Source organism: Aurantimonas sp. (genome assembly GCF_964217435.1).
Lineage (GTDB): Bacteria > Pseudomonadota > Alphaproteobacteria > Rhizobiales > Rhizobiaceae > Aurantimonas > Aurantimonas coralicida.
Genome location: NZ_CAXPJM010000055.1, coordinates 299,957 through 322,803, shown reverse-complemented (window position 1 = coordinate 322,803; position 22,847 = coordinate 299,957). Strand labels below are relative to the sequence as shown.

General features: G+C 67.5%; 24 protein-coding genes. 9 read left to right on the top strand and 15 right to left on the bottom strand.

Annotated elements, in window-relative coordinates:
• Positions 1–13: 13 nt before the first annotated feature.
• Positions 14–856: a fumarylacetoacetate hydrolase family protein gene (locus ACEQX1_RS20850; protein WP_230784874.1), complete on the bottom strand. Its 843-nt coding sequence runs from the start codon at positions 854–856 to the stop codon at positions 14–16.
• A gap of 146 nt (positions 857–1,002) precedes the next feature.
• Here ACEQX1_RS20850 and ACEQX1_RS20845 point away from each other — a divergent pair, with 146 nt between their 5' ends.
• Both ACEQX1_RS20845 and ACEQX1_RS20840 read left to right on the top strand, forming a co-directional pair.
• On the top strand, positions 1,003–2,799 hold the full coding sequence (locus tag ACEQX1_RS20845) for an acyl-CoA dehydrogenase (RefSeq protein ID WP_370197604.1): 1,797 nt from the start codon (positions 1,003–1,005) through the stop codon (positions 2,797–2,799).
• Between the two features lie 10 nt (positions 2,800–2,809).
• Positions 2,810–3,550, top strand: coding sequence for a crotonase/enoyl-CoA hydratase family protein (locus ACEQX1_RS20840; protein ID WP_277021371.1), 741 nt, complete (start codon positions 2,810–2,812; stop codon positions 3,548–3,550).
• A 43-nt stretch (positions 3,551–3,593) separates the two neighbouring features.
• Here the strand turns inward: ACEQX1_RS20840 and ACEQX1_RS20835 are convergent, their stop codons facing one another.
• The 7 genes from ACEQX1_RS20835 to aroC all read right to left on the bottom strand — a co-directional run bounded on the left by ACEQX1_RS20835 (position 3,594) and on the right by aroC (position 10,871).
• Entirely contained in the window at positions 3,594–4,238 is a 645-nt protein-coding gene (locus tag ACEQX1_RS20835) for a DedA family protein (RefSeq protein ID WP_370195565.1), read from the bottom strand.
• Between the two features lie 62 nt (positions 4,239–4,300).
• A complete protein-coding gene (locus tag ACEQX1_RS20830) occupies positions 4,301–5,527 on the bottom strand; it encodes a class I SAM-dependent RNA methyltransferase (RefSeq protein ID WP_370195564.1) in 1,227 nt (408 codons plus the stop codon).
• Positions 5,524–6,288 (bottom strand): TlyA family RNA methyltransferase, encoded by a 765-nt coding sequence (locus ACEQX1_RS20825; protein ID WP_370195563.1) that lies wholly within the window; start codon positions 6,286–6,288, stop codon positions 5,524–5,526. The genes ACEQX1_RS20830 and ACEQX1_RS20825 overlap by 4 nt, the downstream gene beginning before the upstream one ends.
• Positions 6,289–6,360: 72 nt before the next feature.
• The gene (gene dxs / locus ACEQX1_RS20820) at positions 6,361–8,277 is read right to left on the bottom strand and encodes a 1-deoxy-D-xylulose-5-phosphate synthase (RefSeq protein ID WP_370195562.1); all 1,917 of its coding nucleotides are present in this window, start codon (positions 8,275–8,277) and stop codon (positions 6,361–6,363) included.
• Between the two features lie 155 nt (positions 8,278–8,432).
• A complete protein-coding gene (locus tag ACEQX1_RS20815; RefSeq protein ID WP_009210630.1) occupies positions 8,433–8,705 on the bottom strand; it encodes an exodeoxyribonuclease VII small subunit in 273 nt (90 codons plus the stop codon).
• 65 nt (positions 8,706–8,770) lie between these two features.
• The gene (locus ACEQX1_RS20810) at positions 8,771–9,697 is read right to left on the bottom strand and encodes a histone deacetylase family protein (RefSeq protein WP_230784867.1); all 927 of its coding nucleotides are present in this window, start codon (positions 9,695–9,697) and stop codon (positions 8,771–8,773) included.
• 79 nt (positions 9,698–9,776) lie between these two features.
• Positions 9,777–10,871 carry a chorismate synthase gene (gene aroC / locus ACEQX1_RS20805; RefSeq protein WP_370195561.1) on the bottom strand — a complete coding sequence of 365 codons (1,095 nt, stop codon included), beginning with the start codon at positions 10,869–10,871 and terminating at the stop codon, positions 9,777–9,779.
• A gap of 219 nt (positions 10,872–11,090) precedes the next feature.
• Here aroC and ACEQX1_RS20800 point away from each other — a divergent pair, with 219 nt between their 5' ends.
• On the top strand, positions 11,091–11,339 hold the full coding sequence (locus tag ACEQX1_RS20800) for a DUF1344 domain-containing protein (RefSeq protein ID WP_040325888.1): 249 nt from the start codon (positions 11,091–11,093) through the stop codon (positions 11,337–11,339).
• Between the two features lie 7 nt (positions 11,340–11,346).
• On the opposite strand, the gene ACEQX1_RS20795 is transcribed toward ACEQX1_RS20800, so the two are convergent.
• From ACEQX1_RS20795 to ACEQX1_RS20780, 4 genes are all read right to left on the bottom strand, one after another.
• Positions 11,347–11,940, bottom strand: coding sequence for a histidine phosphatase family protein (locus ACEQX1_RS20795; protein WP_370195560.1), 594 nt, complete (start codon positions 11,938–11,940; stop codon positions 11,347–11,349).
• Positions 11,941–11,977: 37 nt separating this feature from the next.
• On the bottom strand, positions 11,978–12,802 hold the full coding sequence (fabI, locus tag ACEQX1_RS20790; protein WP_009210626.1) for an enoyl-ACP reductase FabI: 825 nt from the start codon (positions 12,800–12,802) through the stop codon (positions 11,978–11,980).
• A 134-nt stretch (positions 12,803–12,936) separates the two neighbouring features.
• Positions 12,937–13,902 carry a DnaJ C-terminal domain-containing protein gene (locus ACEQX1_RS20785; protein ID WP_187391318.1) on the bottom strand — a complete coding sequence of 322 codons (966 nt, stop codon included), beginning with the start codon at positions 13,900–13,902 and terminating at the stop codon, positions 12,937–12,939.
• 128 nt (positions 13,903–14,030) lie between these two features.
• Complete coding sequence (locus tag ACEQX1_RS20780) at positions 14,031–14,468, bottom strand: RT0821/Lpp0805 family surface protein (protein WP_370193321.1); 438 nt, start codon at positions 14,466–14,468, stop codon at positions 14,031–14,033.
• 73 nt (positions 14,469–14,541) lie between these two features.
• On the opposite strand from ACEQX1_RS20780, the gene pdxH reads away from it, so the two are divergent.
• Positions 14,542–15,165: a pyridoxamine 5'-phosphate oxidase gene (pdxH, locus tag ACEQX1_RS20775; RefSeq protein WP_370193322.1), complete on the top strand. Its 624-nt coding sequence runs from the start codon at positions 14,542–14,544 to the stop codon at positions 15,163–15,165.
• 18 nt (positions 15,166–15,183) lie between these two features.
• Here the strand turns inward: pdxH and ACEQX1_RS20770 are convergent, their stop codons facing one another.
• From ACEQX1_RS20770 to ACEQX1_RS20760, 3 genes are all read right to left on the bottom strand, one after another.
• On the bottom strand, positions 15,184–15,888 hold the full coding sequence (locus ACEQX1_RS20770; RefSeq protein ID WP_024349984.1) for an NAD-dependent deacylase: 705 nt from the start codon (positions 15,886–15,888) through the stop codon (positions 15,184–15,186).
• Positions 15,889–15,944: 56 nt separating this feature from the next.
• A complete protein-coding gene (tldD, locus tag ACEQX1_RS20765; protein WP_188075824.1) occupies positions 15,945–17,360 on the bottom strand; it encodes a metalloprotease TldD in 1,416 nt (471 codons plus the stop codon).
• Between the two features lie 122 nt (positions 17,361–17,482).
• Entirely contained in the window at positions 17,483–17,995 is a 513-nt protein-coding gene (locus ACEQX1_RS20760) for an invasion associated locus B family protein (RefSeq protein ID WP_009210621.1), read from the bottom strand.
• Positions 17,996–18,357: 362 nt separating this feature from the next.
• On the opposite strand from ACEQX1_RS20760, the gene coxB reads away from it, so the two are divergent.
• From coxB to ACEQX1_RS20735, 5 genes are all read left to right on the top strand, one after another.
• Positions 18,358–19,269, top strand: a complete 912-nt coding sequence (gene coxB, locus ACEQX1_RS20755; protein WP_029702899.1) for a cytochrome c oxidase subunit II — start codon at positions 18,358–18,360, stop codon at positions 19,267–19,269.
• A gap of 27 nt (positions 19,270–19,296) precedes the next feature.
• Positions 19,297–20,898, top strand: a complete 1,602-nt coding sequence (gene ctaD, locus ACEQX1_RS20750; protein WP_024349987.1) for a cytochrome c oxidase subunit I — start codon at positions 19,297–19,299, stop codon at positions 20,896–20,898.
• A gap of 258 nt (positions 20,899–21,156) precedes the next feature.
• Complete coding sequence (locus tag ACEQX1_RS20745) at positions 21,157–22,065, top strand: heme o synthase (protein WP_370193333.1); 909 nt, start codon at positions 21,157–21,159, stop codon at positions 22,063–22,065.
• Position 22,066: 1 nt separating this feature from the next.
• Positions 22,067–22,201, top strand: a complete 135-nt coding sequence (locus ACEQX1_RS20740) for a hypothetical protein (RefSeq protein WP_266102103.1) — start codon at positions 22,067–22,069, stop codon at positions 22,199–22,201.
• Positions 22,198–22,821, top strand: coding sequence for a cytochrome c oxidase assembly protein (locus tag ACEQX1_RS20735; protein WP_228240140.1), 624 nt, complete (start codon positions 22,198–22,200; stop codon positions 22,819–22,821). Before ACEQX1_RS20740 ends, ACEQX1_RS20735 begins: the two co-directional genes overlap by 4 nt.
• The last annotated feature ends 26 nt before the right edge of the window (positions 22,822–22,847 follow it).

Here is a 22,847-nt window from a genome sequence, read left to right as displayed (position 1 = left end):
GCCGGTCCGCGTGTCAGACTGCCACGCAGAGCGAGGACTGGCTGCCGAGGCCGGTGCCGCCAACGGTGATCCGGTCACCGGCCTTCAGGAAGCGCGGCGGGTCGTAGGACAGGCCGACGCCGCCCGGCGTGCCCGTCAGGATGACGTCGCCGGGCTCCAGCCGCATGAAGCGGGAGATGTAGGAGATCAGATACGGCACCTTGAAGATCATGCCGGCGGTGCTGGCGCTCTGCTGGCGTTCGCCGTTGACGTCCAGCCAGAGATCGATCGCGTCATGGTCGCCGATCGCATCCGGCGTCACCAGCCAGGGCCCGAGCGGCGCGAAGGTGTCGTGCGACTTGCCCTTCGACCACTGGCCGCCACGCTGCAGCTGGAAGCTGCGCTCGGTGACGTCGTTGGCGAGGGTGAAGCCGGCGACATGCCGCATGGCCTCCTCGACGCTGACATATTTGGCCGTGCGACCGATCACCACGGCCAGCTCGACGCCCCAGTCGACGCGGCTCGCCAGCTTCGGCAGTTCGATCCGGTCGTTCGGCCCGCAGGCCGCCGTTGCCGCCTTCAGGAACAGCGTCGGTTCGGGATTGACCTTGAAGCCGGCCTGGGCCGCCGCGTCGTGATAGTTCGGCCCGACGCCGATGATCTTGCCGATGCGCCGCACGGGCTTGCACAGCCGCACGCCTTCGGCCACCAGTGGAAGCGACGCGGGATCGAGCCGGCCGGCCGCGGCGAGGCGGTCGGGGTCGAGAGACTCGCTGGTCTGGGAGGAGAGATGCTCGGAGAGGTCGCGGATACGGTCGTCGTTGTCGAGCAAACCGGGCCGTTCAGAGCCCCGGTCACCATACCGCACGAACCGCATGCAAATCTCCCTTCGAGTGATGCCAGTAGAATGGTTCGGGCGGCTTTCGGTTCCGCTCCTGTTGATTGACGATTACGTAAAAGGTAATTGCGTCGTGAGCCTGCCTCCGTCGCAATTCGCTCGGTTCGAGCATGAGGAGATCTACCATGTACAAGGCACCGGTCGATGACATCGCCTTCGCGCTGAAAAAGGTCGCGGGACTGGAAGCGGCGATGGAACAGGGCCTCCTGGGCGAACTGACCCCCGATTTGCTCGACGCCGTGCTGGAAGAGGCTGGCCGCTTCGCCGGCGAGGAGATCGCGCCGCTCGCCGATGTCGGCGACCGCGAGGGGACCTCGGTGAAGGACGGCGTGGTCACGACGCCGACCGGCTGGAAGGCGCTCTACGAAAGCTGGTCGGCCGGCGGCTGGAACGCCTTGACCGGGCCGGAGGAATATGGCGGCCAGGGCCTGCCGACCTCGCTGTCGGCCGCCGTCTTCGAGATGTGGAACTCCGCCTCGATGGGCTTTGCCATCGGGCCGACGCTGACCGTCGGCGCGGTCGAGGCGCTGGAGGCCCACGGCTCGGATGAGCTGAAGGCGACCTATCTGGAAAAGCTGGTCACCGGCGCCTGGATGGGCACGATGAACCTGACCGAACCCCAGGCTGGATCGGATCTCTCGGCGCTGAAGACCAAGGCCGAACGGGCCGATGACGGCAGCTACCGGATCTTCGGGCAGAAGATCTACATCACCTATGGCGAGCACGACTTCACCGACAACATCGTCCATCTGGTGCTGGCGCGCCTGCCCGACGCACCGGCCGGCGTGAAGGGCATCTCGCTGTTCCTGGTGCCGAAGTTCCTGGTCAACGCCGACGGCTCGCTCGGACGCCGCAACGACGCCTTCTGCCATTCGGTCGAGCACAAGCTCGGCATCCACGGCTCGCCCACCTGCACGATGATCTACGGCGACGGCAGCGTCGACGGCGAGGAGGCCGGTGCGGTCGGCTATCTCATCGGCGAGGAGAACCGCGGTCTCGCCTGCATGTTCACGATGATGAACAATGCCCGTCTGCTGGTCGGCGTGCAGGGCATCGGCGTCGCGGAAGCCGCCTTCCAGAAGGCGCTCGACTATGCCCGCGAGCGCCGCCAGGGCCGCGCGACCCGGCTGGCCAAGAACCCGGAAGCCGGCGGCGAGATGAGCCCGATCCTCGACCATCCCGACGTCGCCCGCATGCTGCTGACGATGAAGTCGCTGACCGGCGCGGTGCGGGCGATCACCTATGCCTGCGGCCACGCGACCGACATGGCGAAGGCGCATCGCGCCGACGCCGAGGCGTCGGCGGCGTGGAAGGAGCGCGCCAATCTCCTGACGCCGATCGCCAAGGCGTTCTCCACCGATATCGGCGTCGAGGTCGCCTCGCTCGGCATCCAGGTGCATGGCGGCATGGGCTTCGTGGAGGAGACCGGGGCGGCCCGGCTGCTGCGCGACGCGCGCATCGCGCCGATCTACGAGGGCACCAACGGCATCCAGGCGATCGATCTCGTCGCCCGCAAGATCGGCCAGTCGGGCGGCGAGGCGGTGCGCCGCTATTTCGCCGAGCTGGACGAGACGATCGAGGCGGTGCGCGGCCAGAACGAGGCGGCCTTCGGCGAGACCGGCGACGCGCTTGCCACGGCGATGGCCGATCTGCGCGAGACGACGGAGTTCCTGTCGAACGCCACGGCCGCCAGGGACATGGACACCGCCCTTGCCGGTGCGACGCCCTATCTGCGGCTGTTCGGCCTCACCGCCGGCGCGGTCTATCTCGCCAAGGCGGCGCTGGCCGACACGACCCGCACCGAGCGCGCCCATCTCGCCCGCTTCATGGCAGAGAACCTCCTGTCGGAGACCGGTGCCCTGAAGCGGCAGGTCGTCGGCGGCGCCGCCAGCCTCGCGGCTGCCCATTCGATCCTGCAGTAGGACCGCGACCATGACCGACCTGATCCAGACGACGACGGAAAACGGCGTCCTGACCATCCGGCTGAACCGGCCGGACAAGAAGAACGCCATCACGCTGGACATGTACCGCACGATCACCGCCGCGCTTCAGGGCGCGGCCGGCGACGAGGCGGTGCGGGTGATCCTGATCTGCGGCGTGCCCGGCGCCTTTTCCGCCGGCAACGACATCAAGGATTTCCTGACGCTGGCGCAGGGCGGGCTGCAGCGCACCGAGATCCACGAATTCCTGACGACGGTCGCGACCGCGCCGAAGCCGATGATCGCCGCGGTGGACGGCCTGGCGATCGGTATCGGCACGACGCTGCTGATGCATTGCGACATGGCCTTCGCCTCGTCGCGCTCGGTCTTCCGCACGCCCTTCATCGATCTCGGCCTGACGCCGGAGGCCGGGTCCAGCCTGATCGGCCCGCGCATCATGGGCGACCAGCGGGCCTTCGCGCTGCTGGCGCTGGGCGACACCTTCGATGCGGAAGCCGCCCGCGAGGCGGGGATCGTCTACAAGGTCGTGGAGGAGGACGTCGAGGCGGTAGCGCGCGAGACCGCCGAACGGTTGGCCCACAAGCCGCCCAAGGCCGTGGCGATCGCACGCGAGCTCCTGCGCGGCGACCGCAAGGACATCGTGGCGCGGATCGAGCGGGAGATCGATCATTTCTCCGAGCGGCTGACCTCGGACGAGGCCCGCGCCGCCTTCATGGCCTTCATGTCGCGCTGACCGGTCGGCGCCCCGCCGCGCGGGGCGTGGCCGCGGGGGCCTGTCAGGACTTGCCGCGCAGCGAGGCATCATCTGCGGTGTCGGAATCTTCGGCCGGCGTCTCGTCATCCTCTTCGGCAAACAGGAACTTGTAGGTTCCCACCATGCCGATGACGCACACAAGCGCCGCGATGACAAAGATCGGCCAGGTCGAATAGCCCTCGAAGAAATGCCGGAAGGCCGAGCCGAACAGATAGGCGCCGGCACCGTAGGCGGCGCTCCACAGGGCGGCGCTGATGCAGTTGTAGAACAGGAAGATCGGCCAGCTCATCCGCATCGTGCCGGCGACGAAGCCGTTGAGCTGGCGCAGGATGATGACGAAGCGGGCGACCAGCACGACGGCGAAGCCGTAATTCTTGAAGCGCTCCTCGACCATGGCGAAGCGCTTTTCGCCGAGGCCGAAGCGCGAGCCCCAGCGCACGACGATCCGCCGCCCGTAGCGCCGGCCGACGACATAGCCGAGATTGTCGCCGACGATCGATCCGGCGAAGGCGGCGAACAGCACCGCCCAGATGTTCAGCGATCCTTCGCCGGCCAGCATGCCGGAAGCGACCAGAATGCTTTCGCCCGGCAGCGGAATGCCGGTGGATTCGAACAGCACGACCACGAACAGGAAGGCGTAGCCATACTGGGTGAGATATCCGGTCATGGCAGGGGCTTAGTCGCTCGGTCGCGGAGAATCAAAGGGATCGCGGCGGCGCGGGCGGCCGGTCAGCGCTCCAGAAGCGCGACCGCCTCGACATGGCGCGACCACAGGAACTGGTCCACCGGCGTCACCTCGACGAGGCGGAAGCCGCCATCGACGAGAATGCGCAGGTCGCGGGCCATCGTGACCGGATTGCACGAGACCGCGGCGACGCGGCTGATCTTCGATGCCGCGATCTCCTGCGACACCGCCTCGGCGCCGGCGCGTGGCGGATCGAAGACCAGGCCGTCATAGGCCTTCAGCTCCTTCGCCGGGATCGGCCGGCGATAGAGGTCTCGGCGCTCGGTCGTCAGCGGCTTCAGGCCGGGACGGGTGCGCCAGGCGGCGGTCATGGCGGCAAGCGGCGCGGCTTCCGATTCGACCGCATGGACCCGCGACTGGACGGCGAGACGCAGCGCGAAGGTGCCGGAGCCCGAGAAGAGATCGGCGACGTGCTTGGCGCCGGCCAGATGCTTCGTCACCCGCGATGCCATCGCGGTTTCGGCTGCGGCCACGGCCTGGACGAAGGCGCCGGGCGGCAACTCGACGGTGATGCCGTCGAAGGCGATCGAAGGCGGCCGCGTCATGACGAGGATCTCCCCGTCGACGGTGAGCCGCGCGAAGCCTTCGCCGACGGCCAGCGCAATAGCCTGGCGCCGCTTGCCCTCGGCCAGCTTGGGCGCCGCGGTGGCGGCGACGTCGAGACCGGTGTCGGTCACGGTCACGGTGAGTTTCAGCGGTGTCCTGCGATCGGCCAGCAGCGCGGCGAGCCGCTGCAACGCGGGCAGGGCCCGCTGGATCGCAGGCAGGGCAATCGGGCACACCTCGATCGGCACGATCTGGTCCGAATGGGCCGCATTGAAGCCGAGATGCACGGATTTGCCGGCGCCGACCGCCGACAGCGCCACCCGGCGACGCGACGCCGGCGGGCAGGTCACCAGCGGCGCGATCTCGGTGTCGAGGCCGACGCGCGCCAGGGCATCGACCACCACGTCGCGCTTGAAGGCGGTGTAGAGCGCATCATCGGCATGCTGCAGGTCGCAGCCGCCGCAGGTGCCGAAATGCGGGCAGGGCGGCGTCCGGCGCTGCGGCGAGGGGGTGAGGACCGCGTCGAGGCGGAAGCGGCGCCCGGCTTCGGTCGCCTCGACCCGCTCGCCCGGCAGGGTGAACGGCACGAAGGCCGGCCCGGAGGCCGTGTCGGCGACCCCGTCGCCCTGCGCCCCGAGCCGGTCGATGGTCAGTTCCAGGCTCATGATTTTTCGGCGATCAGCAGGAATTCGTGATTGCCGTCGCCGCCCGGGATCGGCGAGGGCGCGAGCCCCTTCACCTGCCAGTCGGGCTGGGCGGCGAGCCAGTCGCGCACGGCCTCGGCCACCTGCGGCGCGCTGTCGGGATCGCGCAAGAGGCCGTTCTTGGCGATCGCCTCGCGCCCGGCCTCGAATTGCGGCTTCACCAGGAAGACACCGGTGGTGCCGGGCTCCGCCAGCTCCAGGGCCGGCGGCAGCGCCAGCCGCAGGGTGATGAAGCTGACATCGGCGACCAGCAGATCGAAGGAGCGGCCGCCGATATCCTCGCGGGTCAGGTCGCGGGCATTCAGGCCCTCGATCGGGGTGACGCGCGGATCGGCGGCGATGCGCGGATGCATCTGGCCGTGGCCGACGTCGATGGAGACCACATGGGCGACGCCGCGGCGCAGCAGCGCCTCGGTGAAGCCGCCGGTCGAGGCGCCGAGATCGACGGCCGTGCGGCCTTCGACGGCGATGGCAAACTGGTCGAGCGCGGCTTCCAGCTTCAGCCCGGCGCGCGAGACATAGTCGGCGGCCGGGTCGTCCAACGTGATCTCGCTTTCGGGCGGCACGTTGAGGCTCGGCTTGGTGACGGTCTGCCCGTCGACCTTGACGTGACCGCGCATGATCGCGTCGCGCGCACGGGCGCGGCTGGCGGCAAGACCGCGGTCGCTGACGAGGACGTCGAGCCGGACGCGCGACAGATGTTGTTCTTCGGTGGAAGCCATCGGCAGGTCATGCGGCCAGCGGCGGCAAATGGCAAGCAGTAACGCGCGCGAAGCCCTTTATCGAGGAGGAGGTTACGCCTGCAGGACGCGGCTGGCTTCGGTGCCGAGGGCGCGGAAGACGGTGTCGACGATGCCCTGCCGGTCGAGTGCCGCCTGGCGGATCATCGTCTCCGGCGCGGCGTGGTCGAGGAAGCGGTCGGGCATGATCAGCGGCCGGATCTTCAGGCCGTGGTCGAGCAGGCCGCGGGCCGCCAGATGCTCCAGCACCTGCGAGGCGAAGCCGCCGCTGGCCCCTTCCTCGACGGTGATCAGCACCTCGTGGTTGCGCGCAAGGCGACCGATCAGCTCGGCGTCGAGGGGCTTGGCGAAACGCGCATCGGCAACGGTGGTCGACAGGCCGAAGGTTTCCAGCTCTTCGGCCGCGGCGACGCTGTCGGCGAGGCGTGTGCCGAAGGACAGGATGGCGACCTTGGTGCCCTCCCTGACGATGCGGCCCTTGCCGATCTCCAGCGCCTCGCCGCGTTCCGGCATGTCGACGCCGGTGCCGTTGCCGCGCGGATAGCGGAAGGAGATCGGGCCCTCGTCGTAGACGGCGGCGGTGCGCACCATGTGGCGCAGCTCGGCCTCGTCGGCGGCGGCCATCACCACCATGCCCGGCAGCGGGCACAGGAAGCCGGTGTCGAAGGAGCCGGCATGGGTCGGCCCGTCGGCGCCGACATAGCCGGCCCGGTCGATGGCAAATCGCACCGGCAGCTTCTGGATCGCCACGTCGTGGACGATCTGGTCGTAGGCGCGCTGCAGGAAGGTCGAGTAGATCGCGGCGAAGGGCTTGTAGCCCTCGCTCGCAAGTCCGGCGCAGAAGGTCACTGCGTGCTGCTCGGCGATGCCGACGTCGAAGGTCCGCTTGGGAAAGATCTCGCCGAACTTGTCGAGCCCGGTGCCGCTGGGCATGGCGGCGTTGACCGCGACGATCCTGTCGTCGTCCTGCGCCTCCTGGATCAGGCTGTCGGCGAAGACGCCGGTATAGCTCGGCGCATTGCCCTTGGACTTGGCCTGGGCGCCGGTGATGACGTCGAACTTCGACACGCCATGGTACTTGTCGGCGGAGTTCTCGGCCGGGCCGTAGCCCTTGCCCTTCTTGGTGACGACATGGACGAGGATCGGGCCGGTCCTGGCGTCGCGGACATTCTTCAGGACGGGCAGCAGATGGTCGAGATCGTGGCCGTCGATCGGCCCGACATAGTAGAAGCCGAGCTCCTCGAACATCGTGCCGCCGGTGAAGAAGCCGCGGGTATATTCCTCGGTGCGCCGGGCGCCCTCGCGGAAGAAGCCGGGCAGGTGCTGGCTGATCGACTTCGCCTGGTCGCGCAGGCTGCGATAGGTCTTGCCGGAGACGAGGCGCGCCAGATAGGCGCTCATCGCGCCGGTCGGCGGAGCGATCGACATGTCGTTGTCGTTGAGGATGACGATCAGCCGCGCGTCGAGCGCGCCGGCATTGTTCATCGCCTCATAGGCCATGCCGGCGCTCATCGCGCCGTCGCCGATCACCGCGATGACGTTGTTCTTGCCGCCGGAAAGGTCGCGTGCCACGGCCATGCCGAGGCCGGCGGAGATCGAGGTCGAGGAATGGCCGGCGCCGAACGGGTCGTATTCGCTCTCGGTGCGCTTGGCGAAGCCCGACAGGCCGCCTTCCTGGCGCACGGTGCGCATGCCGTCGCGGCGCCCGGTGAGAAGCTTGTGGGGATAGGCCTGGTGGCCGACATCCCAGATCAGCCGGTCGTCGGGCGTGTTGAAGACGTGATGGATCGCCACCGTCAGTTCGACGACGCCGAGGCCTGCGCCCAGATGGCCGCCGGTCTTGGAGACCGCATCGATCAGGTCGGTGCGCAGCTCGTCGGCCACCTGCCGGAGCTGGCTTTCCTTCAGGGTCCGCAGATCGGCGGGGGAGGAAATCTGGTCGAGCAGTGGCGTTACCGACTTCGAAGACACTGGCGGGACCTTTCACTGCCTGTCAGATGCACGCGCCAGCGGCGCGAAACACTTTACATCGGTTCCAAAACGCGAGGTTCAACCCGCTGGCCGCAAACACGAACGGACAACGGCCGGAGGGAACGTCCGGTTGCCTTGCCCTTCGGGGGAGCGTCTCAATCGGGGTCGAGCGGCTCGGTGCCGACCGGCTTGCCGGCGCGGTTGAGCTTGATCTTCTCGACCTTGTCCTCGGCCACGGAGAGCAGCCGGTCGCAATGGTTCTTCAGCTTCTCGCCGCGCTCGTAGATGCGGATCGAGCGGTCCAGCGGCACATCGCCGCGTTCGAGATCCGAGACGATGCGCTCCAGTGCCGCGAGGGCATTCTCGAAGCTCATCTCGGCAATGTCGGAATCGTCGGTCGGGAGCGGGGCGTCGTCGCGTTCGGGCATGGTGTCCGTCTGTCTGGTGTTTCCGAATGTCCGGTGCCGGGCCTCTCGTCGAAGAGAGGTCGTGGTCAGCCGGTCATCATCCGCTTGACGTGGGCGGTGGTGGAGACCGCAAGGCCGTGCAGGTCGTAACCGCCTTCGAGAAGGCTCACAAGCCGGCCGTCGCAGGCCCGGTCGGCCAGCGCCATCAGTTCGGCGGTGGCCCAGTCGAAATCCGCCTCGGTCAGCTGCAGATTGGCCAGCGGATCGCGGTGATGGGCGTCGAAGCCGGCCGAGATGATGACGAGGTCGGGGTGGAAGTCCCGCAGCGCCGGCAGCACCCGCGAGCGGAACGCGTCCTTGAAGACGTCGCTGCCGTCGCCGGCCGACAGCGGCGCGTTGACGATGTTGCCCTGGCCGGTCTCGCCCTTGGCGCCGGTGCCCGGATAGAGCGGCATCTGGTGGGTCGAGCAGTACATCACCGACGAATCCTCCCAGAAGATGTCCTGGGTGCCGTTGCCGTGGTGGACGTCCCAGTCGACGATGGCGACGCGGTCGAGGCCGTGGACCGCCTGGGCGTGGCGCGCGGCGATGGCGGCGTTGTTGAACAGGCAGAAGCCCATCGCCGTCTGGCGCTCGGCATGGTGGCCGGGCGGCCGTGCTGCGACGAAGACATTGTCGCATTCGTCCGTCATCACGTCGTCGACGGCCGCCGTCGCGGCGCCGACGCCGTGCAACGCCGCGGTGAAGCTCTTCGGGCTGACGATGGTGTCGTTGTCGACGCGCACCAGCCCTTCCTCGGGAATCGTCGTCGCAACCTTGCGGACGTAATCCTCCGGATGGCAGCGATAGATCGCCTCCAGCGCGCCCTCCGGCGCCTCGGCCCGGTCGAGATGCTGGAACGCCTCGTCCTCGAGCGCGGCCGTGACCGCCTGCATGCGCTCGGGGCGCTCGGGATGGCCGGGACCGGTCAGATGCTCGGCGAAGATGGGGTGATGGTAGAGACGTGTCCGCATGGGGCGACCTTAGCGTCCTCGCGGACCTGTTCAACGATTTGTTTGACGATCCGGCCCGTGCCGGAGGTGGGGAGGGGCGTCAGCCCCGTCCGGTCTGGCCGCGATGGCGCAGATAATGGTCGGCCACCGCGCAGGCGACCATCGCCTCGCCGATCGGCACGGCGCGGATGCCGACGCAGGGATCGTGGCGGCCCTTGGTCATCACGTCGACCTCCTGGCCGTCCGCGTCGACCGAGCGGGTCGGGGTGAGGATCGACGAGGTCGGCTTGACGGCGAAGCGCGCCACGACCGGCTGGCCGGTGGAGATGCCGCCCAGAATGCCGCCGGCGTGGTTGGTCAGGAATTGCGGCGCGCCGTCGGGCCCAATGCGGATCTCGTCGGCATTCTCCTCGCCCGACAGGGTCGCGGCGGCGAAGCCGTCGCCGATCTCGACACCCTTCACGGCGTTGATCGACATCAGGTTGGCGGCGATGTCGCCGTCGAGCTTGGCGTAGATCGGCGCGCCGAGGCCGCCGGGCACGCCCTCGGCGACCACCTCGACGATGGCGCCGACCGACGAGCCGCTCTTGCGCACGGCGTCCAGATGCTCCGCCCAGCGTTCGGCGGTCTCGGCGTCGGGGCAGAAGAACGGGTTGCGGTCGACCTCGTCCCAGTCCCAGCGGCTGCGGTCGATGGCGATGGTGCCGATCTGGACGAGGGCCGCGCGGACCGTCAGGCCCGGCACGATCTGCCGGGCGATGGCGCCGGCCGCCACGCGGGTCGCGGTCTCGCGGGCCGAGGAGCGGCCACCGCCGCGATAGTCCCGCACGCCGTATTTCATGTCGTAGGTGATGTCGGCATGGCCGGGCCGGTAGCGCCGGGCGATGTCGGAATAGTCCTTCGAGCGCTGGTCGGTGTTCTGGATCTCCAGCGCGATCGGCGTGCCGGTGGCGACGAGTTCGCCCTCGGTCTCGCCGGGCATGACGCCGGACAGCACCCGCACCTGGTCGGGCTCCTGGCGCTGGGTGGTGTAGCGAGACTGGCCGGGGCGGCGCTTGTCGAGATAGGCCTGGATGCCGGCTTCCGAGAACCGGGTTCCCGGGGGCGTTCCGTCGACCACGCAGCCGATCGCGATCCCGTGGCTCTCGCCCCAGGTGGTGACGCGAAAGAGATGACCGAAGCTGTTGTGGGACATGGAATTCCGCCGAAAGGAGAAGAGGCCTGGAGGAAGCCTCGCTTACGTTAGCTTAACCAAATCCGTCAAATGCAACGGATCGAAACGAATTGTAATTTTCGCGCACGAGAATTGACACAATCGGGGCCAAACATCGCAGCTGACAGACGCCCCGGAGAGGGGCAGCGAGAACGCCGCGTGCCATGATGGCGGTCGCGGCGGAGGTGGAAGGACCATACAGTGACCAGGCAGATTCTCGCATTCTTCGCGACGTCCTTTCTCACCGTGGCAATGACGATCCCGGCCATGGCGGAAGAAGTCGACGGCACCATCGAGGCGATCGACCGCGAGCACGCCCAGTTGCGGCTCAGCGACGGCGTCACCTACCGCCTGCCGGAGAATTTCGACTACGACGTCGTCGAGCCCGGCATGGACGTGGTGCTGATCTTCGGCGAGACCGAGACCCTGCGCATCGTCGACGCCGGCTGAGGAGCCCTCAGACCCAGGTCAGCCCGCCGTCGAGCCAGTGCAGGATGCGGTCCTGGGCGATGTCGCCGCGGGCGGCCGCCCGGTCGTCGAAGCCGCCATACATGCGCAGGATGCAGCGCGACACGCCGCCATGGGCGGTCACGATGGTCGGCCGCGACAGGCTTTCGAAGACGGGGCGCACCCGTTCGGCCAGTAGCGCATAGGATTCGGCCTTCTCGCCCGGCGGCACGAAGTTCCACTTGTCGGCCTTGCGCCGCTTCGGCCCGTCCGGATCGCCCTTGCGGACCTCGTCGAGGGTGGAGCCCTGCCAGTCGCCGAAATGCAGCTCCACCAGGCGCGGATCGGTCTCGAAATCGTCCGGGGGAAGGTCCAGTTCGGCGCGGATGATCCGCATCGTTTCGACGGCGCGGCCGAGCGGGCTCGACAGGAAGCTGAAGCCGGAGGCGCCGGCGCCGAGGATGTTGCGCAGGCACAGGCCGTTGCGCCGGGCCTGTTCGCGACCGAGGGCGTTGAGCGGAATGTCTTCCTGACCCTGCAGCCGGCCTTCGGCGTTCCAGTCGGTCTGGCCGTGGCGGCAGAGATAGAGTTCGGTCGAAATCATCGCAGCATCCGCCATGGCGTCGGAGAGAGGGACCGGCTTACGGCAGGTCCTTGACGACCGAGATGTCGGGCGCGTCGACGGCCTTCATGCCGACCACGTGGTAGCCCGAATCGGCATGGTGGATTTCACCGGTCACCGAGCGCGACAGATCCGACAGGAAATAGAGGCCGACATCGCCCACCTCGTCGATGGTCACGGTGCGGCGCAGCGGCGCGTTGTACTCGTTCCATTTGAGGATGTAGCGGAAATCACCGATGCCGGAGGCGGCCAGCGTCTTGATCGGGCCAGCGGAGATGGCGTTGACGCGGATGTTCTTCGGGCCGAGATCGACCGCCAGATACTGGACGCTGGCCTCGAGCGCGGCCTTGGCGACACCCATGACATTGTAGTTCGGCATCACCTTCTCGGCGCCGTAATACGACATGGTCAGCATCGAGCCGCCATCGGTCATCAGCTTCTCGGCGCGCTGGGCGACCGCCGTGAAGGAATAGACCGAGATCAGCATGGTCTTGGAGAAATTCGCCTCGCTCGTGTCGACATAGCGACCGGTCAGCTCGTCCTTGTCGGAAAAGCCGATGGCGTGGACGAGGAAGTCGAGCTTGCCCCATTCGTCCTCGATGGTCTTGAAGCAGGCATCGATGGAGGCGGCGTCGCTGACGTCGCAATGGCCGACGACCAGGGCGTCGAGCTCCTTGGCCAGCGGTTCGACCCGCTTGCGCAACGCGTCCCCCTGATAGGTGAAGGCGAGTTCCGCACCGGCCTCGCGGGCCGCCTTGGCGATGCCCCAGGCAATCGAGCGGTTGTTCGCGACGCCCATCACGAGGCCACGCTTGCCGGTCATCAGACCCTTCGATTCGGCCATGGCGCGACTCCCTCAAGACAGCGTGCAAACAATGCTTTGGCGGCGGCGGGTATGGCATAGCCCCGCCGGGCCTTCAAGCACGCTTGCACCGCCCTGTCCGGCAGGGGCGTCGTTTGCCGGGCGACCGTGGCCGATCAGCCGATGGCGTCTTCGCGCTCGGCCTGTTTCTGGAACAGCGCGGCGAGATCGGCGTCGCCCTCGGGCAGCATGATGCGCACCGACGCCATCAGGTCGCCGCGTCCACCCGCCTTCGTCGTCAGACCCTTTCCGCGCAGGCGAAACGTCTTGCCGGAATTCGTCCAGGCCGGAATGGTCAGCGCGATGCGGCCGTCGAGGGTCTCGACCTCGACCTTGCCGCCGAGCACCGCGGTCTTCAGCGGCACGGGCAGATCGTGGATCAGGTCGCGGCCATCGATGCGAAAGCGCGGATGGGGCGCGAACTGCACGGTGACCAGCGCGTCGCCGGGCTTGCCGCCGGGCACCGGGGCCGGCTGGCCCTGTCCCTTGAGGCGGATCGTCTGGCCGTCCTCGACGCCTTCCGGCAGCCGGATCGCCAGCCGCTTGCCGGTCGGGAAGATCGCCTCGACCTTGGCGCCGGAAACGACGTCGGCCAGCTTGACCTTCAGATTGGCGTTGATGTCCTCGCCCTTGGTGCTGGCATTACGGGCGCCGGCAAAGCCGGGTCCGGCCGAGCGACGGCCACCGGCCGCGCCGGCAAAGGCCTGCTCGAAGAAGTCCGAGAACAGCCCCTCGGCGCCCATATCCTCCGGGCCGCCCGTCGAGCGGAAGTCGAAACCGCCGGGCCGCTGGCCGCGTCCGCCGCCGAAGCCGCCGGCGCCGAACGGGCTGCCGCCGCCGCCGAAGCCCTGGAACTTCGCCTTGCCCTCGGCATCGATCTCGCCCCGGTCGAACTGCGCGCGCTTGTCCTTGTCACCGAGAATTTCATAGGCCTGATTGGCCTCGTTGAAACGCGCCGCAGCCTTCGGATCGCTGGCATTGGCATCCGGGTGATACTGCTTGGCGAGCTTGCGAAAGGCGGATTTGATCTCCTTTTCGCTCGCTGTCTTGGCAACGCCGAGGACGGCGTAAGGGTCGCGCATGACGCAATGGGTCCTTCACGAATGATGGCTGGGCGAATGTGACGCGGAGGGTCCGCGCCCTGCGCCTATATGGTGGATGCCGCCATGGAATTTAAGGGTCGAGGGCCCGGATCGGCGCCAGGATCGCCTCAGCCGTTCTCGTCGAAGCGCACCAGGGCCCATTCGCCGGCACCGGTGGTGCAGGCCTCGCCATTGTAGAGCGCGACGCCGTCGAAGCGCTGGCGCGAGGTCTGGAAGGTCCGGCAGATGCGCGATCCGTTGCGCACTTCCTGCAGGGCGCTGATCACGCCGTTGGTGCCGGTCTGCGGATTGGCCCAGGGATAGCTCTTGGCCGCGGCCTCGATGTCGGCGGCCGACACCGCGTTGCGCACCGTGCGCCGGTCGGACAGGCGCTCGAGATCGGGGATCGCCGAATTGTCGCTCGAGGCCGCCGGGGCAGGGCGCGGCGCGATCGAGCCGGTGATCAGCGTGTCGTCGATCATGTCGCCCGCATTCGGGCCGGCTACCACGCATCCGCCGAGCGCGAGCGCGAGCAGGCCGGCCAGGAGGATTTGGAACGATGCCATCGATCTCTTATCTGTTACGGCGCCGCGCCGCGAATCGTTGCGACGATGTCATATGCAAAGGATCATGACGATAATGGCTAGCGAAGCCTTAACTCTTGGTGAAAGACCCGTCGGCGACGATCCGATCGCGCTGTTTTCGGCCTGGCTGGAAGACGCCGAGGCGAGCGAGCCCAACGATCCCGGCGCGGTGGCGCTGGCGACGGTGGACGCCGCCGGCCTGCCGGATGTGCGCATGGTCCTGTTGAAGGAGTTCGATGCGCGCGGCTTCGTCTTCTACACGAATTTCGAGAGCGCCAAAGGGGCCCAGCTTCTGGCCAGCCGCAAGGCGGCCATGTGCTTCCACTGGAAGTCGCTGCGCCGGCAGGTGCGTGTGCGCGGTCCGGTCGAGATCGTCTCGGACGCCGAGGCCGACGCCTATTTCGCCTCGCGCCCCCAGGGCAGCCGCATCGGCGCTTGGGCATCCCACCAGTCGCGCCCGCTGGCAAGCCGGAAAGTCCTGGAGGAAAAGGTCGCCGCGCTCGGCGCCGAATATGGCGACGGCCCGGTGCCGCGCCCGCCGCACTGGTCGGGCTTCCGGCTGATGCCGACCCAGATCGAGTTCTGGCATGACGGCCAGTTCCGCCTGCACGACCGCGCCATCTTCACGCCGCGCGGCGAACCGGGCGCCGGCTGGGACATAGAGCGGCTCTACCCGTAAGGGCGAACGGCCTGCGGCTCAGCGCCGCGCCAGCATCTCGTCGACGAAGTCGGGAACGAGGCGGCTGGCCGGCCCGTGCCGCGCTTCCGAAAACAGCGTGGTGCCGGCCGACGGCTCGAGATTGAGCTCCAGCGTGCGGCTGCCATTGGCCCGCGCGTCCTCGACGAAGCCGGCGGCGGGATAGACCGCGCCGCTGGTGCCGATCGACACGAACAGGTCGGCCGCGGCCAGCCGGTCGTAGATCATGTCCATGTGGTACGGCATCTCGCCGAACCAGACGACGTCCGGCCGCATGCCCGCCAGGCTGCCGCACTGGCGGCAGGCCAGTTCCGTCGACAGCTGATCGGGCGACGGGCCGCGTGTGCCGCAGCGGGCGCAGAGTGCCTTGGCCAGTTCGCCATGCATGTGGATCACGCCGCGCGAGCCGGCCCGCTCGTGCAGATCGTCGATATTCTGGGTCACCACCGTGACGCTGCCGGAAAACTCCCGCTCGAGCCGTGCCAGAGCGAGATGGGCCGGGTTGGGCTTCACGCCGGCGAGCCCGGCCCGCCGCTGGTTGTAGAAATCATGGACCATGGCCGGGTCGCGGGCAAAGCCCTCCGGCGTCGCCACGTCCTCCAGCCGGACCTTCGACCAGATCCCGCCGACGTCGCGAAAGGTGTCGACGCCGGATTCGGCCGAGATGCCGGCACCTGTCAGGATGAGGATCGACTGGAACTGCATGGCACTCGTCCGGCTGTCGGGGCGCGATCGGGGAGGGGCTGCGGGAGGGCGGCGGCTCAGGTCTCGGTGCCGCCCACCGTCATACGGTCCATGCGCAGATGCGGCTGGCCGACGCCGACCGGCACGCCCTGGCCGTTCTTGCCGCACATGCCGATGCCGGTATCCAGCGCCACGTCGTTGCCGACCATGGAGACCCGGTGCATCGCCTCCGGGCCGTTGCCGATCAGCATGGCGCCCTTCACCGGCTCGGCCACCTTGCCGTCGCGGATGCGGTAGGCCTCGGTGCAGCCGAAGACGAACTTGCCCGAGGTGATGTCGACCTGCCCGCCGCCGAAGGAGACGGCATAGATGCCGTCCTTCACCGAGGCGAGGATCTCTTCCGGCGTGTGCGGACCGTCCAGCATCATCGTGTTGGTCATGCGCGGCATCGGCACATGGGCATAGGACTGGCGCCGGCCGTTGCCGGTGGAGGCCATGCCCATCAGCCGGCCGTTCTGGCGGTCCTGCATGTAGCCGACCAGCTTGCCGTCCTCGATCAGCACGGTGCGGTTGGAGGGCGTGCCCTCGTCGTCGATGGTCAGCGAGCCGCGGCGCTCGGCCACCGTCCCGTCGTCGACGACGGTGATGCCCTTTGCGGCGACCTGCTGGCCCATCAGGCCGGAGAAGGCCGAGGTCTTCTTACGGTTGAAGTCGCCTTCCAGCCCGTGGCCGACCGCCTCGTGCAGCATGACGCCCGGCCAGCCCGAGGCCAGCACGATGTCGAAGGTGCCGGCAGGGGCCGCGACGGCCCGCAGATTGACCCTGGCCTGGGCAATCGCCTTGTCGGCGATGGCCTGCCAGTTCTCGGTGACGAAGAATTCGGAGAAGCCGGTGCGCCCGCCGGCGCCGAAGGAGCCGGATTCCTGCCGGTCGCCTTCGCCGCACACGACGGAGACATTGATGCGCACGAGCGGGCGCACATCCTTCACCAGCCGGCCGTCGGCGCGCAGGATCTCGACATTCTGCCATTGCGAGCCGAGCGTGACGGAGACCTGGCGCACGTCGTCGCCCTGGCCGCGCAGATAGGCGTCGATGTCCTGGAGCAGCCTGACCTTCGCCTCGAAGCCGGGTGAGGGGATCGGGTTCTCGTCGCCATAGACCTTGTGGTTGGTGCCGGCCGGCGCTTCGGCATAGCTGCCGTTGCGGCCGGTCTTCACGGCGGAGACCGCCTTTGCGGCGCGCTTCAGCGCGGCATCGGAAAAGTCGCCGGCATGGGCGTAGCCGACGGCCTCGCCGGCCACGGCCCTCAGGCCGAAGCCCTGGTCGGTGGAGAAATTGCCGGCCTTCAGGCGGCCATTGTCGAAGACCAGCGATTCCGATTCGCGGTATTCGAGGAACAGCTCGCCATCATCGGCGCCGGACAGGGTTTCCCCGAGAATCGCGTCGATCTCGGCGCGTGAGATGTCGAAGCGCTCGATCAGCGACGCGGACATGGCAGGACTCCTCTGGCAACAGGCCCCGCAGATAAGCGTCGCGGCGCCGCCTGCCAACAGGGGCGCCGCCCGATGCGATGGCAGACGGTCCGCGCCGGGGCGCAAACCGTCTCCGCAGAGCGTCAGGGGAGGGCGGCGAAGCCGTCCGCAAAACCGTTGAGATCGACCGGGATGCCGATGCCCTGTTCGGGGGTCTGGAAGACGATGAAGGTGGCGGTGGCGCCGCCCGACAGCGTCTTCAGGAGTTCGTCGGCGAGGATCACCTCGGCATAGCAGCCGTCGTCGAAGCAGCGCACGAACTGCGCGCGGCCGATATCCTTGCCGTCGACATAGAGGCCGAGACCGTTCGGCAGGAGAATGCCCAGCGGCGCCAGGACCCGCAGGATCCGGGCCTGCTGGTCGGCGGTCTTCAGGGCAACGATCGACAGGCCGATCTCCGGACGGTCCTCGGCGACGACGTTCTGCAGGAGCGCGCACTGGTCGCCAGAGGCGCCCGCCGGCTGGTCGCAGACGATGGCCCAGGCGCCGTGCTGGGACTTGACGGTGCCGGTGGCGCCGGACTGGGCGAAGGCCGGGTGAAGGCTGGCGGCGCAAAGGGCGAGGGCCGCAGCCGCCGTCTGAAGGGTTCTGATCATCGGGTCATCCGGTTCGAGACTGGATTGGAATGTGCCGGCGTTATAGCAAACAAATGGTTACCGGACAGCGTCCGTCGAACAGAACGGGCCGGAGCGGCCACATACGGGCCCGGTCGCGGCAATGCGAATCGTCCGCGCGGCGATGCCGTGGAGGCGCCGGAATGCCGGTCGCGGCGCAAAAATGCCGCAAGCTTGCGATGGTTCTAAGATGTTGCGGCGCGCCGGGTTTCGTGGTTTTAAGCGGCGAGCCGAAGATTCTTCCGATTTCGCGGGATGCCGGTGCTGGCGCCGGATGGCGGCAGGCGCTATTCGTCCCCGAAACGCCGGTTCCCACCACTGACGCACGAGCGCGCAGGGAGACAATGCGAGTGAAACGATCGATCTTTGCCGCGATGGCATCCATGGGGACCGCCGGTTCGGCTGTCGCACAGGAGAGTGACCTGCTTCCGGGTCAGCCGCACCCCTGGCAGATGGGCCTGCAGGAAGCGCTGTCCCCCATCGAGGCGCAGATCCACTGGTTCAGCGACTACACGCTCGCCTTCATCATTCCGATCACCATTTTGGTCGCCGTGCTTCTGGCCTGGGTGGTGTTCCGCTATCGCGCTTCGCGCAATCCGGTCCCGTCGCGTACCAGCCACAACACCATGATCGAGGTGGTCTGGACGCTCGCCCCGGTGATCGTCCTTCTCTTCCTGGCGGTGCCGTCCTTCCAGCTTCTGACGGCGCAGTACAATCCGCCGAGCGAGCCGGAGCTGACCGTCAAGGCGACCGGCTACCAGTGGTACTGGGGTTACGAATACCAGCCGTCCGAAGTGTCGGCCGAAGCGGAGGCCGAGCCGGTCTCCTTCGAATCCTACCCGCTGATCGAGGATGATCGCGATGCGAGCGGCAAGGCCGATCGTAACGTCTATCCGCACCTTCTCGCCGTCGACAACGAGATGGTCGTGCCGGTCGATACCGTCATCCGCCTGATCTCGACCTCGGGCGACGTCATCCATTCCTTCGCCCTGCCGTCGCTGGGCGTGAAGGTCGATGCCGTGCCGGGCCGCCTCAACGAATACTGGTTCGAGGCGCAGCGCGAGGGCATCTTCTACGGCCAGTGCTCCGAGCTCTGCGGCCAGGCTCACTACAACATGCCGATCGCCGTGCGCGTCGTGTCCAAGGAGCAGTTCGCCGCGTGGTACTCAGCCGCGTCGGGCAGCCTCGAGGACGCCAATGCACAGCTGACGGCGCGGATCCAGTCCGGTGACTCCGTCGCCGTGGCCGGCCGCTAACACGAACAGGGTTTGAGGGAGCTCGATATGGCATATGGTGCCACTCACGATGCCCACGACGCGCACATGCCGTCCGGCTGGCGGCGTTGGGTCTATTCGACCAACCACAAGGACATCGGGACGCTCTACCTGATCTTCTCGATCTGCGCGGGCATCATCGGCGGTGCGCTGTCGATCGCCATGCGCATGGAGCTTCAGGAGCCGGGTCTGCAGATCTTCGGCGACCCGCAGCTCTACAACGTGTTCACGACGGGCCATGGCCTGATCATGATCTTCTTCATGGTCATGCCGGCGCTGATCGGCGGCTTTGCCAACTGGATGGTGCCGATCATGATCGGCGCGCCGGACATGGCGTTCCCGCGGCTGAACAACATTTCCTTCTGGCTGCTCGCCTTCTCCTTCCCGCTGCTGATCCTGTCGATGTTCGTCGAGGGTGCACCGGGTTCGAACGGCGCCGGCACGGGCTGGACCATGTATCCGCCGCTGTCGACCTCGGGTCATCCCGGGCCGGCCGTCGATCTGGCGATCTTCTCGCTGCACGTGGCGGGTGCCTCGTCGATCCTCGGTGCGATCAACTTCATCACCACGATCCTGAACATGCGCGCTCCCGGCATGACGCTGCACAAGATGCCGCTGTTCGCCTGGTCCGTGCTGGTGACGGCGTTCCTGCTGCTGCTCTCGCTCCCGGTCCTGGCCGGCGCGATCACCATGCTTCTGACCGACCGCAATTTCGGCACGACGTTCTTCTCGCCGGCCGGCGGTGGTGACCCGATCCTGTACCAGCACCTGTTCTGGTTCTTCGGCCACCCGGAAGTGTACATCCTGATCCTGCCGGGCTTCGGCATCATCAGCCACATCATCTCGACCTTCTCCAAGAAGCCGGTCTTCGGCTATCTGGGCATGGCCTACGCCATGGTCGCGATCGGTGTCGTCGGCTTCGTCGTGTGGGCCCACCACATGTACACCACCGGCATCTCGCTCAACACGCAGCGCTACTTCGTCTTCGCGACGATGGTCATCGCGGTTCCCACGGGCATCAAGATCTTCTCCTGGATCGCGACGATGTGGGGCGGCTCGCTGAGCTTCAAGACGCCGATGCTCTGGGCGATCGGCTTCATCTTCCTGTTCACCGTCGGCGGTGTGACGGGTGTGAAGCTGGCCAATGCCGGCATGGACCGCGTGCTGCACGACACCTATTACGTCGTCGCCCACTTCCATTACGTGCTGTCGCTGGGTGCGGTGTTCGCGATCTTCGCGGCCTGGTACTACTGGTTCCCGAAGATGTCCGGCTACATGTACAACGAGACGATCGGCAAGCTGCACTTCTGGCTGACCTTCGTGGGCGTGAACATCGTGTTCTTCCCGCAGCATTTCCTGGGTGCAGCCGGCATGCCCCGCCGCTATGTCGACTATCCGGAAGCCTATGCCGGCTGGAACTACGTGTCCTCGATGGGCTCGTATCTCTCGGGCTTTGCCGTGCTGGTGTTCCTGTACGGTGTCTTCGAGGCCTTCTCCAAGAAGCGCATCGCCGGTCCGAGCCCGTGGGGCGAGGGTGCGACGACGCTGGAATGGCAGCTGCCTTCGCCGCCGCCGTACCACCAGTGGGAAGAGCTGCCGCGGGTCCGCTGAGACCCTTCGCAGGCGGTCTCCCGCACATCAATCGGCATCCCGGATCTCCGTATCCGGGATGCCTGATCGTCTGACGGTTCCGCAGTCCGGGAGCCGCGACTGCAAGCCACGGCGCAGCATCCCGACGGATGTGGAACAAGGCCGATGGCAGAACGACGCAACGGTTCGCACGACGACCGGCCCCAGGCGGGGTCAGGATCGCGCCGAACGGGTTCGAGGTTCGACTTGACGCTTCTCGACGCAAATCACACCAACGCGATGCCGGCGATCAGCCTGGCGGAGCCGCGTGACTACATTGCCCTCTTGAAACCGCGGGTGATGTCGCTCGTGGTGCTGACCGCGATCACCGGCATGGCGCTGGCGCCCGGCGCCATCCACCCGACGCTGGCGGTGATCTCGATCCTGTCGATCGCCATCGGGGCGGGCGCCTCGGGCGCGCTGAACATGTGGTACGATTCCGACATCGACGCGGTGATGACGCGCACCGCCAACCGGCCGATCCCGGCGGGCCGCATCGACCGCGAGGCAGCGCTCGCTTTCGGCCTGATCCTGTCGCTGCTCGCCGTCTCCATGCTGGGACTGGCGTCCAACTGGTTCGCCGCGGGGCTTCTGGCCTTCACCATCTTCTTCTACGCCGTGATCTACACGATGGGTCTGAAGCGCTCGACGCCGCAGAACATCGTCATCGGCGGTGCGGCCGGGGCGTTTCCGCCGATGGTCGGCTGGGCCGCCGTCACCGGTGGCGTGGCGATCGAGAGCATCGTCCTGTTCCTGATCATCTTCCTCTGGACGCCGCCGCATTTCTGGGCGCTGGCCATGTTCAAGCTGAAGGATTACGGCAGCGTCGGCGTCCCGATGCTTCCGAACGTCGCCGGCGAGCAGGCGACGCGCCTCCAGATATTCCTCTATTCCCTGGTCCTCGTGCCGGTCGGTGTCGCCCCGTGGCTGCTCGGCTTTGCCGGGCCGGTCTATGGTGTCGCCTCTGTGCTGCTGGGCGCGAACTTCCTGCGCCACGCCTATGCGACGTTCCGGATGCCGGACGGCGACGAGAAGATGCTGCCGGCCAAGAAGCTGTTCGCCTTCTCGATCGTCTATCTCTTCGCGCTCTTCGTGATCCTGCTCGGCGAAGCCGTCGCGCGGTCGCTGCTGCCGGCGGGGTGGTACTGAGATGGACGATGATCGCATCCGCCTGACCGAGGCGCAGCAGCGCGCCCGGCGCAATCGCTCCATCGCCATCGGCGTCGTTTTGATCTCGCTGGTGGTGATCTTCTATTTCGTCACTCTCGCGAAGCTGTCGACATGACCGACACCCAGCCCAACGCATCCGCGCAGCCGGCACGGCGCCGCGGCCTCGTCATCGCCGTTGCCTGCGCCGCCTTCGCGGTGGGCATGGTCGGCGCCGCCTACGCCTCGGTGCCGCTCTACTACCTGTTCTGCCAGGTCACCGGCTATGGCGGCACCACCCAGCGCGCCGAGACCGCGCCGAGCCAGGTGATCGACCGGACGGTGCTGGTGCGTTTCGACGGCAATGTCGCGCCGGGGCTGCCCTGGAAGTTCGGTCCGAACGACCGCGAGGTCACCGTCAAGCTGGGCGAGACCCGCGAGACCAGTTTCCACGTCAAGAACCTGTCGGACAAGCCGGTGCGGGCCCAGGCGACCTTCAACGTCACCCCGGTGGCCGCCGGCGTCTACTTCAACAAGATCGCCTGCTTCTGCTTCGACAACCAGACCCTGCAGCCGGGCGAAGAGATCGACATGCCGATCGTCTTCTATGTCGATGCCGACATGCTGGAGGCCGAAGAGCTCAAGGACGCGCCGGGGATCACCCTGTCCTACACCTTCTTCCCGCTCGATGAAGCGGAGGCCCCGGTGGCCGCCAGCAAGAGCGAGACGACGAGAACACCGACGACCGATCAACTCTAGAGAGCCGCGAGCGATCGCGGTGACTG

Coding starts and splice junctions, on each gene's coding strand:
- ACEQX1_RS20850 (WP_230784874.1), bottom strand. CDS start 856: ATGCGGTTCGTGCGGTATGGTGACCGGGGCTCTGAACGGCCCGGTTTG.
- ACEQX1_RS20845 (WP_370197604.1), top strand. CDS start 1,003: ATGTACAAGGCACCGGTCGATGACATCGCCTTCGCGCTGAAAAAGGTC.
- ACEQX1_RS20840 (WP_277021371.1), top strand. CDS start 2,810: ATGACCGACCTGATCCAGACGACGACGGAAAACGGCGTCCTGACCATC.
- ACEQX1_RS20835 (WP_370195565.1), bottom strand. CDS start 4,238: ATGACCGGATATCTCACCCAGTATGGCTACGCCTTCCTGTTCGTGGTC.
- ACEQX1_RS20830 (WP_370195564.1), bottom strand. CDS start 5,527: ATGAGCCTGGAACTGACCATCGACCGGCTCGGGGCGCAGGGCGACGGG.
- ACEQX1_RS20825 (WP_370195563.1), bottom strand. CDS start 6,288: ATGGCTTCCACCGAAGAACAACATCTGTCGCGCGTCCGGCTCGACGTC.
- ACEQX1_RS20815 (WP_009210630.1), bottom strand. CDS start 8,705: ATGCCCGAACGCGACGACGCCCCGCTCCCGACCGACGATTCCGACATT.
- ACEQX1_RS20810 (WP_230784867.1), bottom strand. CDS start 9,697: ATGCGGACACGTCTCTACCATCACCCCATCTTCGCCGAGCATCTGACC.
- aroC (WP_370195561.1), bottom strand. CDS start 10,871: ATGTCCCACAACAGCTTCGGTCATCTCTTTCGCGTCACCACCTGGGGC.
- ACEQX1_RS20795 (WP_370195560.1), bottom strand. CDS start 11,940: ATGATTTCGACCGAACTCTATCTCTGCCGCCACGGCCAGACCGACTGG.
- fabI (WP_009210626.1), bottom strand. CDS start 12,802: ATGGCCGAATCGAAGGGTCTGATGACCGGCAAGCGTGGCCTCGTGATG.
- ACEQX1_RS20785 (WP_187391318.1), bottom strand. CDS start 13,902: ATGCGCGACCCTTACGCCGTCCTCGGCGTTGCCAAGACAGCGAGCGAA.
- ACEQX1_RS20780 (WP_370193321.1), bottom strand. CDS start 14,468: ATGGCATCGTTCCAAATCCTCCTGGCCGGCCTGCTCGCGCTCGCGCTC.
- pdxH (WP_370193322.1), top strand. CDS start 14,542: ATGGCTAGCGAAGCCTTAACTCTTGGTGAAAGACCCGTCGGCGACGAT.
- ACEQX1_RS20770 (WP_024349984.1), bottom strand. CDS start 15,888: ATGCAGTTCCAGTCGATCCTCATCCTGACAGGTGCCGGCATCTCGGCC.
- tldD (WP_188075824.1), bottom strand. CDS start 17,360: ATGTCCGCGTCGCTGATCGAGCGCTTCGACATCTCACGCGCCGAGATC.
- ACEQX1_RS20760 (WP_009210621.1), bottom strand. CDS start 17,995: ATGATCAGAACCCTTCAGACGGCGGCTGCGGCCCTCGCCCTTTGCGCC.
- coxB (WP_029702899.1), top strand. CDS start 18,358: ATGCGAGTGAAACGATCGATCTTTGCCGCGATGGCATCCATGGGGACC.
- ctaD (WP_024349987.1), top strand. CDS start 19,297: ATGGCATATGGTGCCACTCACGATGCCCACGACGCGCACATGCCGTCC.
- ACEQX1_RS20745 (WP_370193333.1), top strand. CDS start 21,157: ATGCCGGCGATCAGCCTGGCGGAGCCGCGTGACTACATTGCCCTCTTG.
- ACEQX1_RS20740 (WP_266102103.1), top strand. CDS start 22,067: ATGGACGATGATCGCATCCGCCTGACCGAGGCGCAGCAGCGCGCCCGG.
- ACEQX1_RS20735 (WP_228240140.1), top strand. CDS start 22,198: ATGACCGACACCCAGCCCAACGCATCCGCGCAGCCGGCACGGCGCCGC.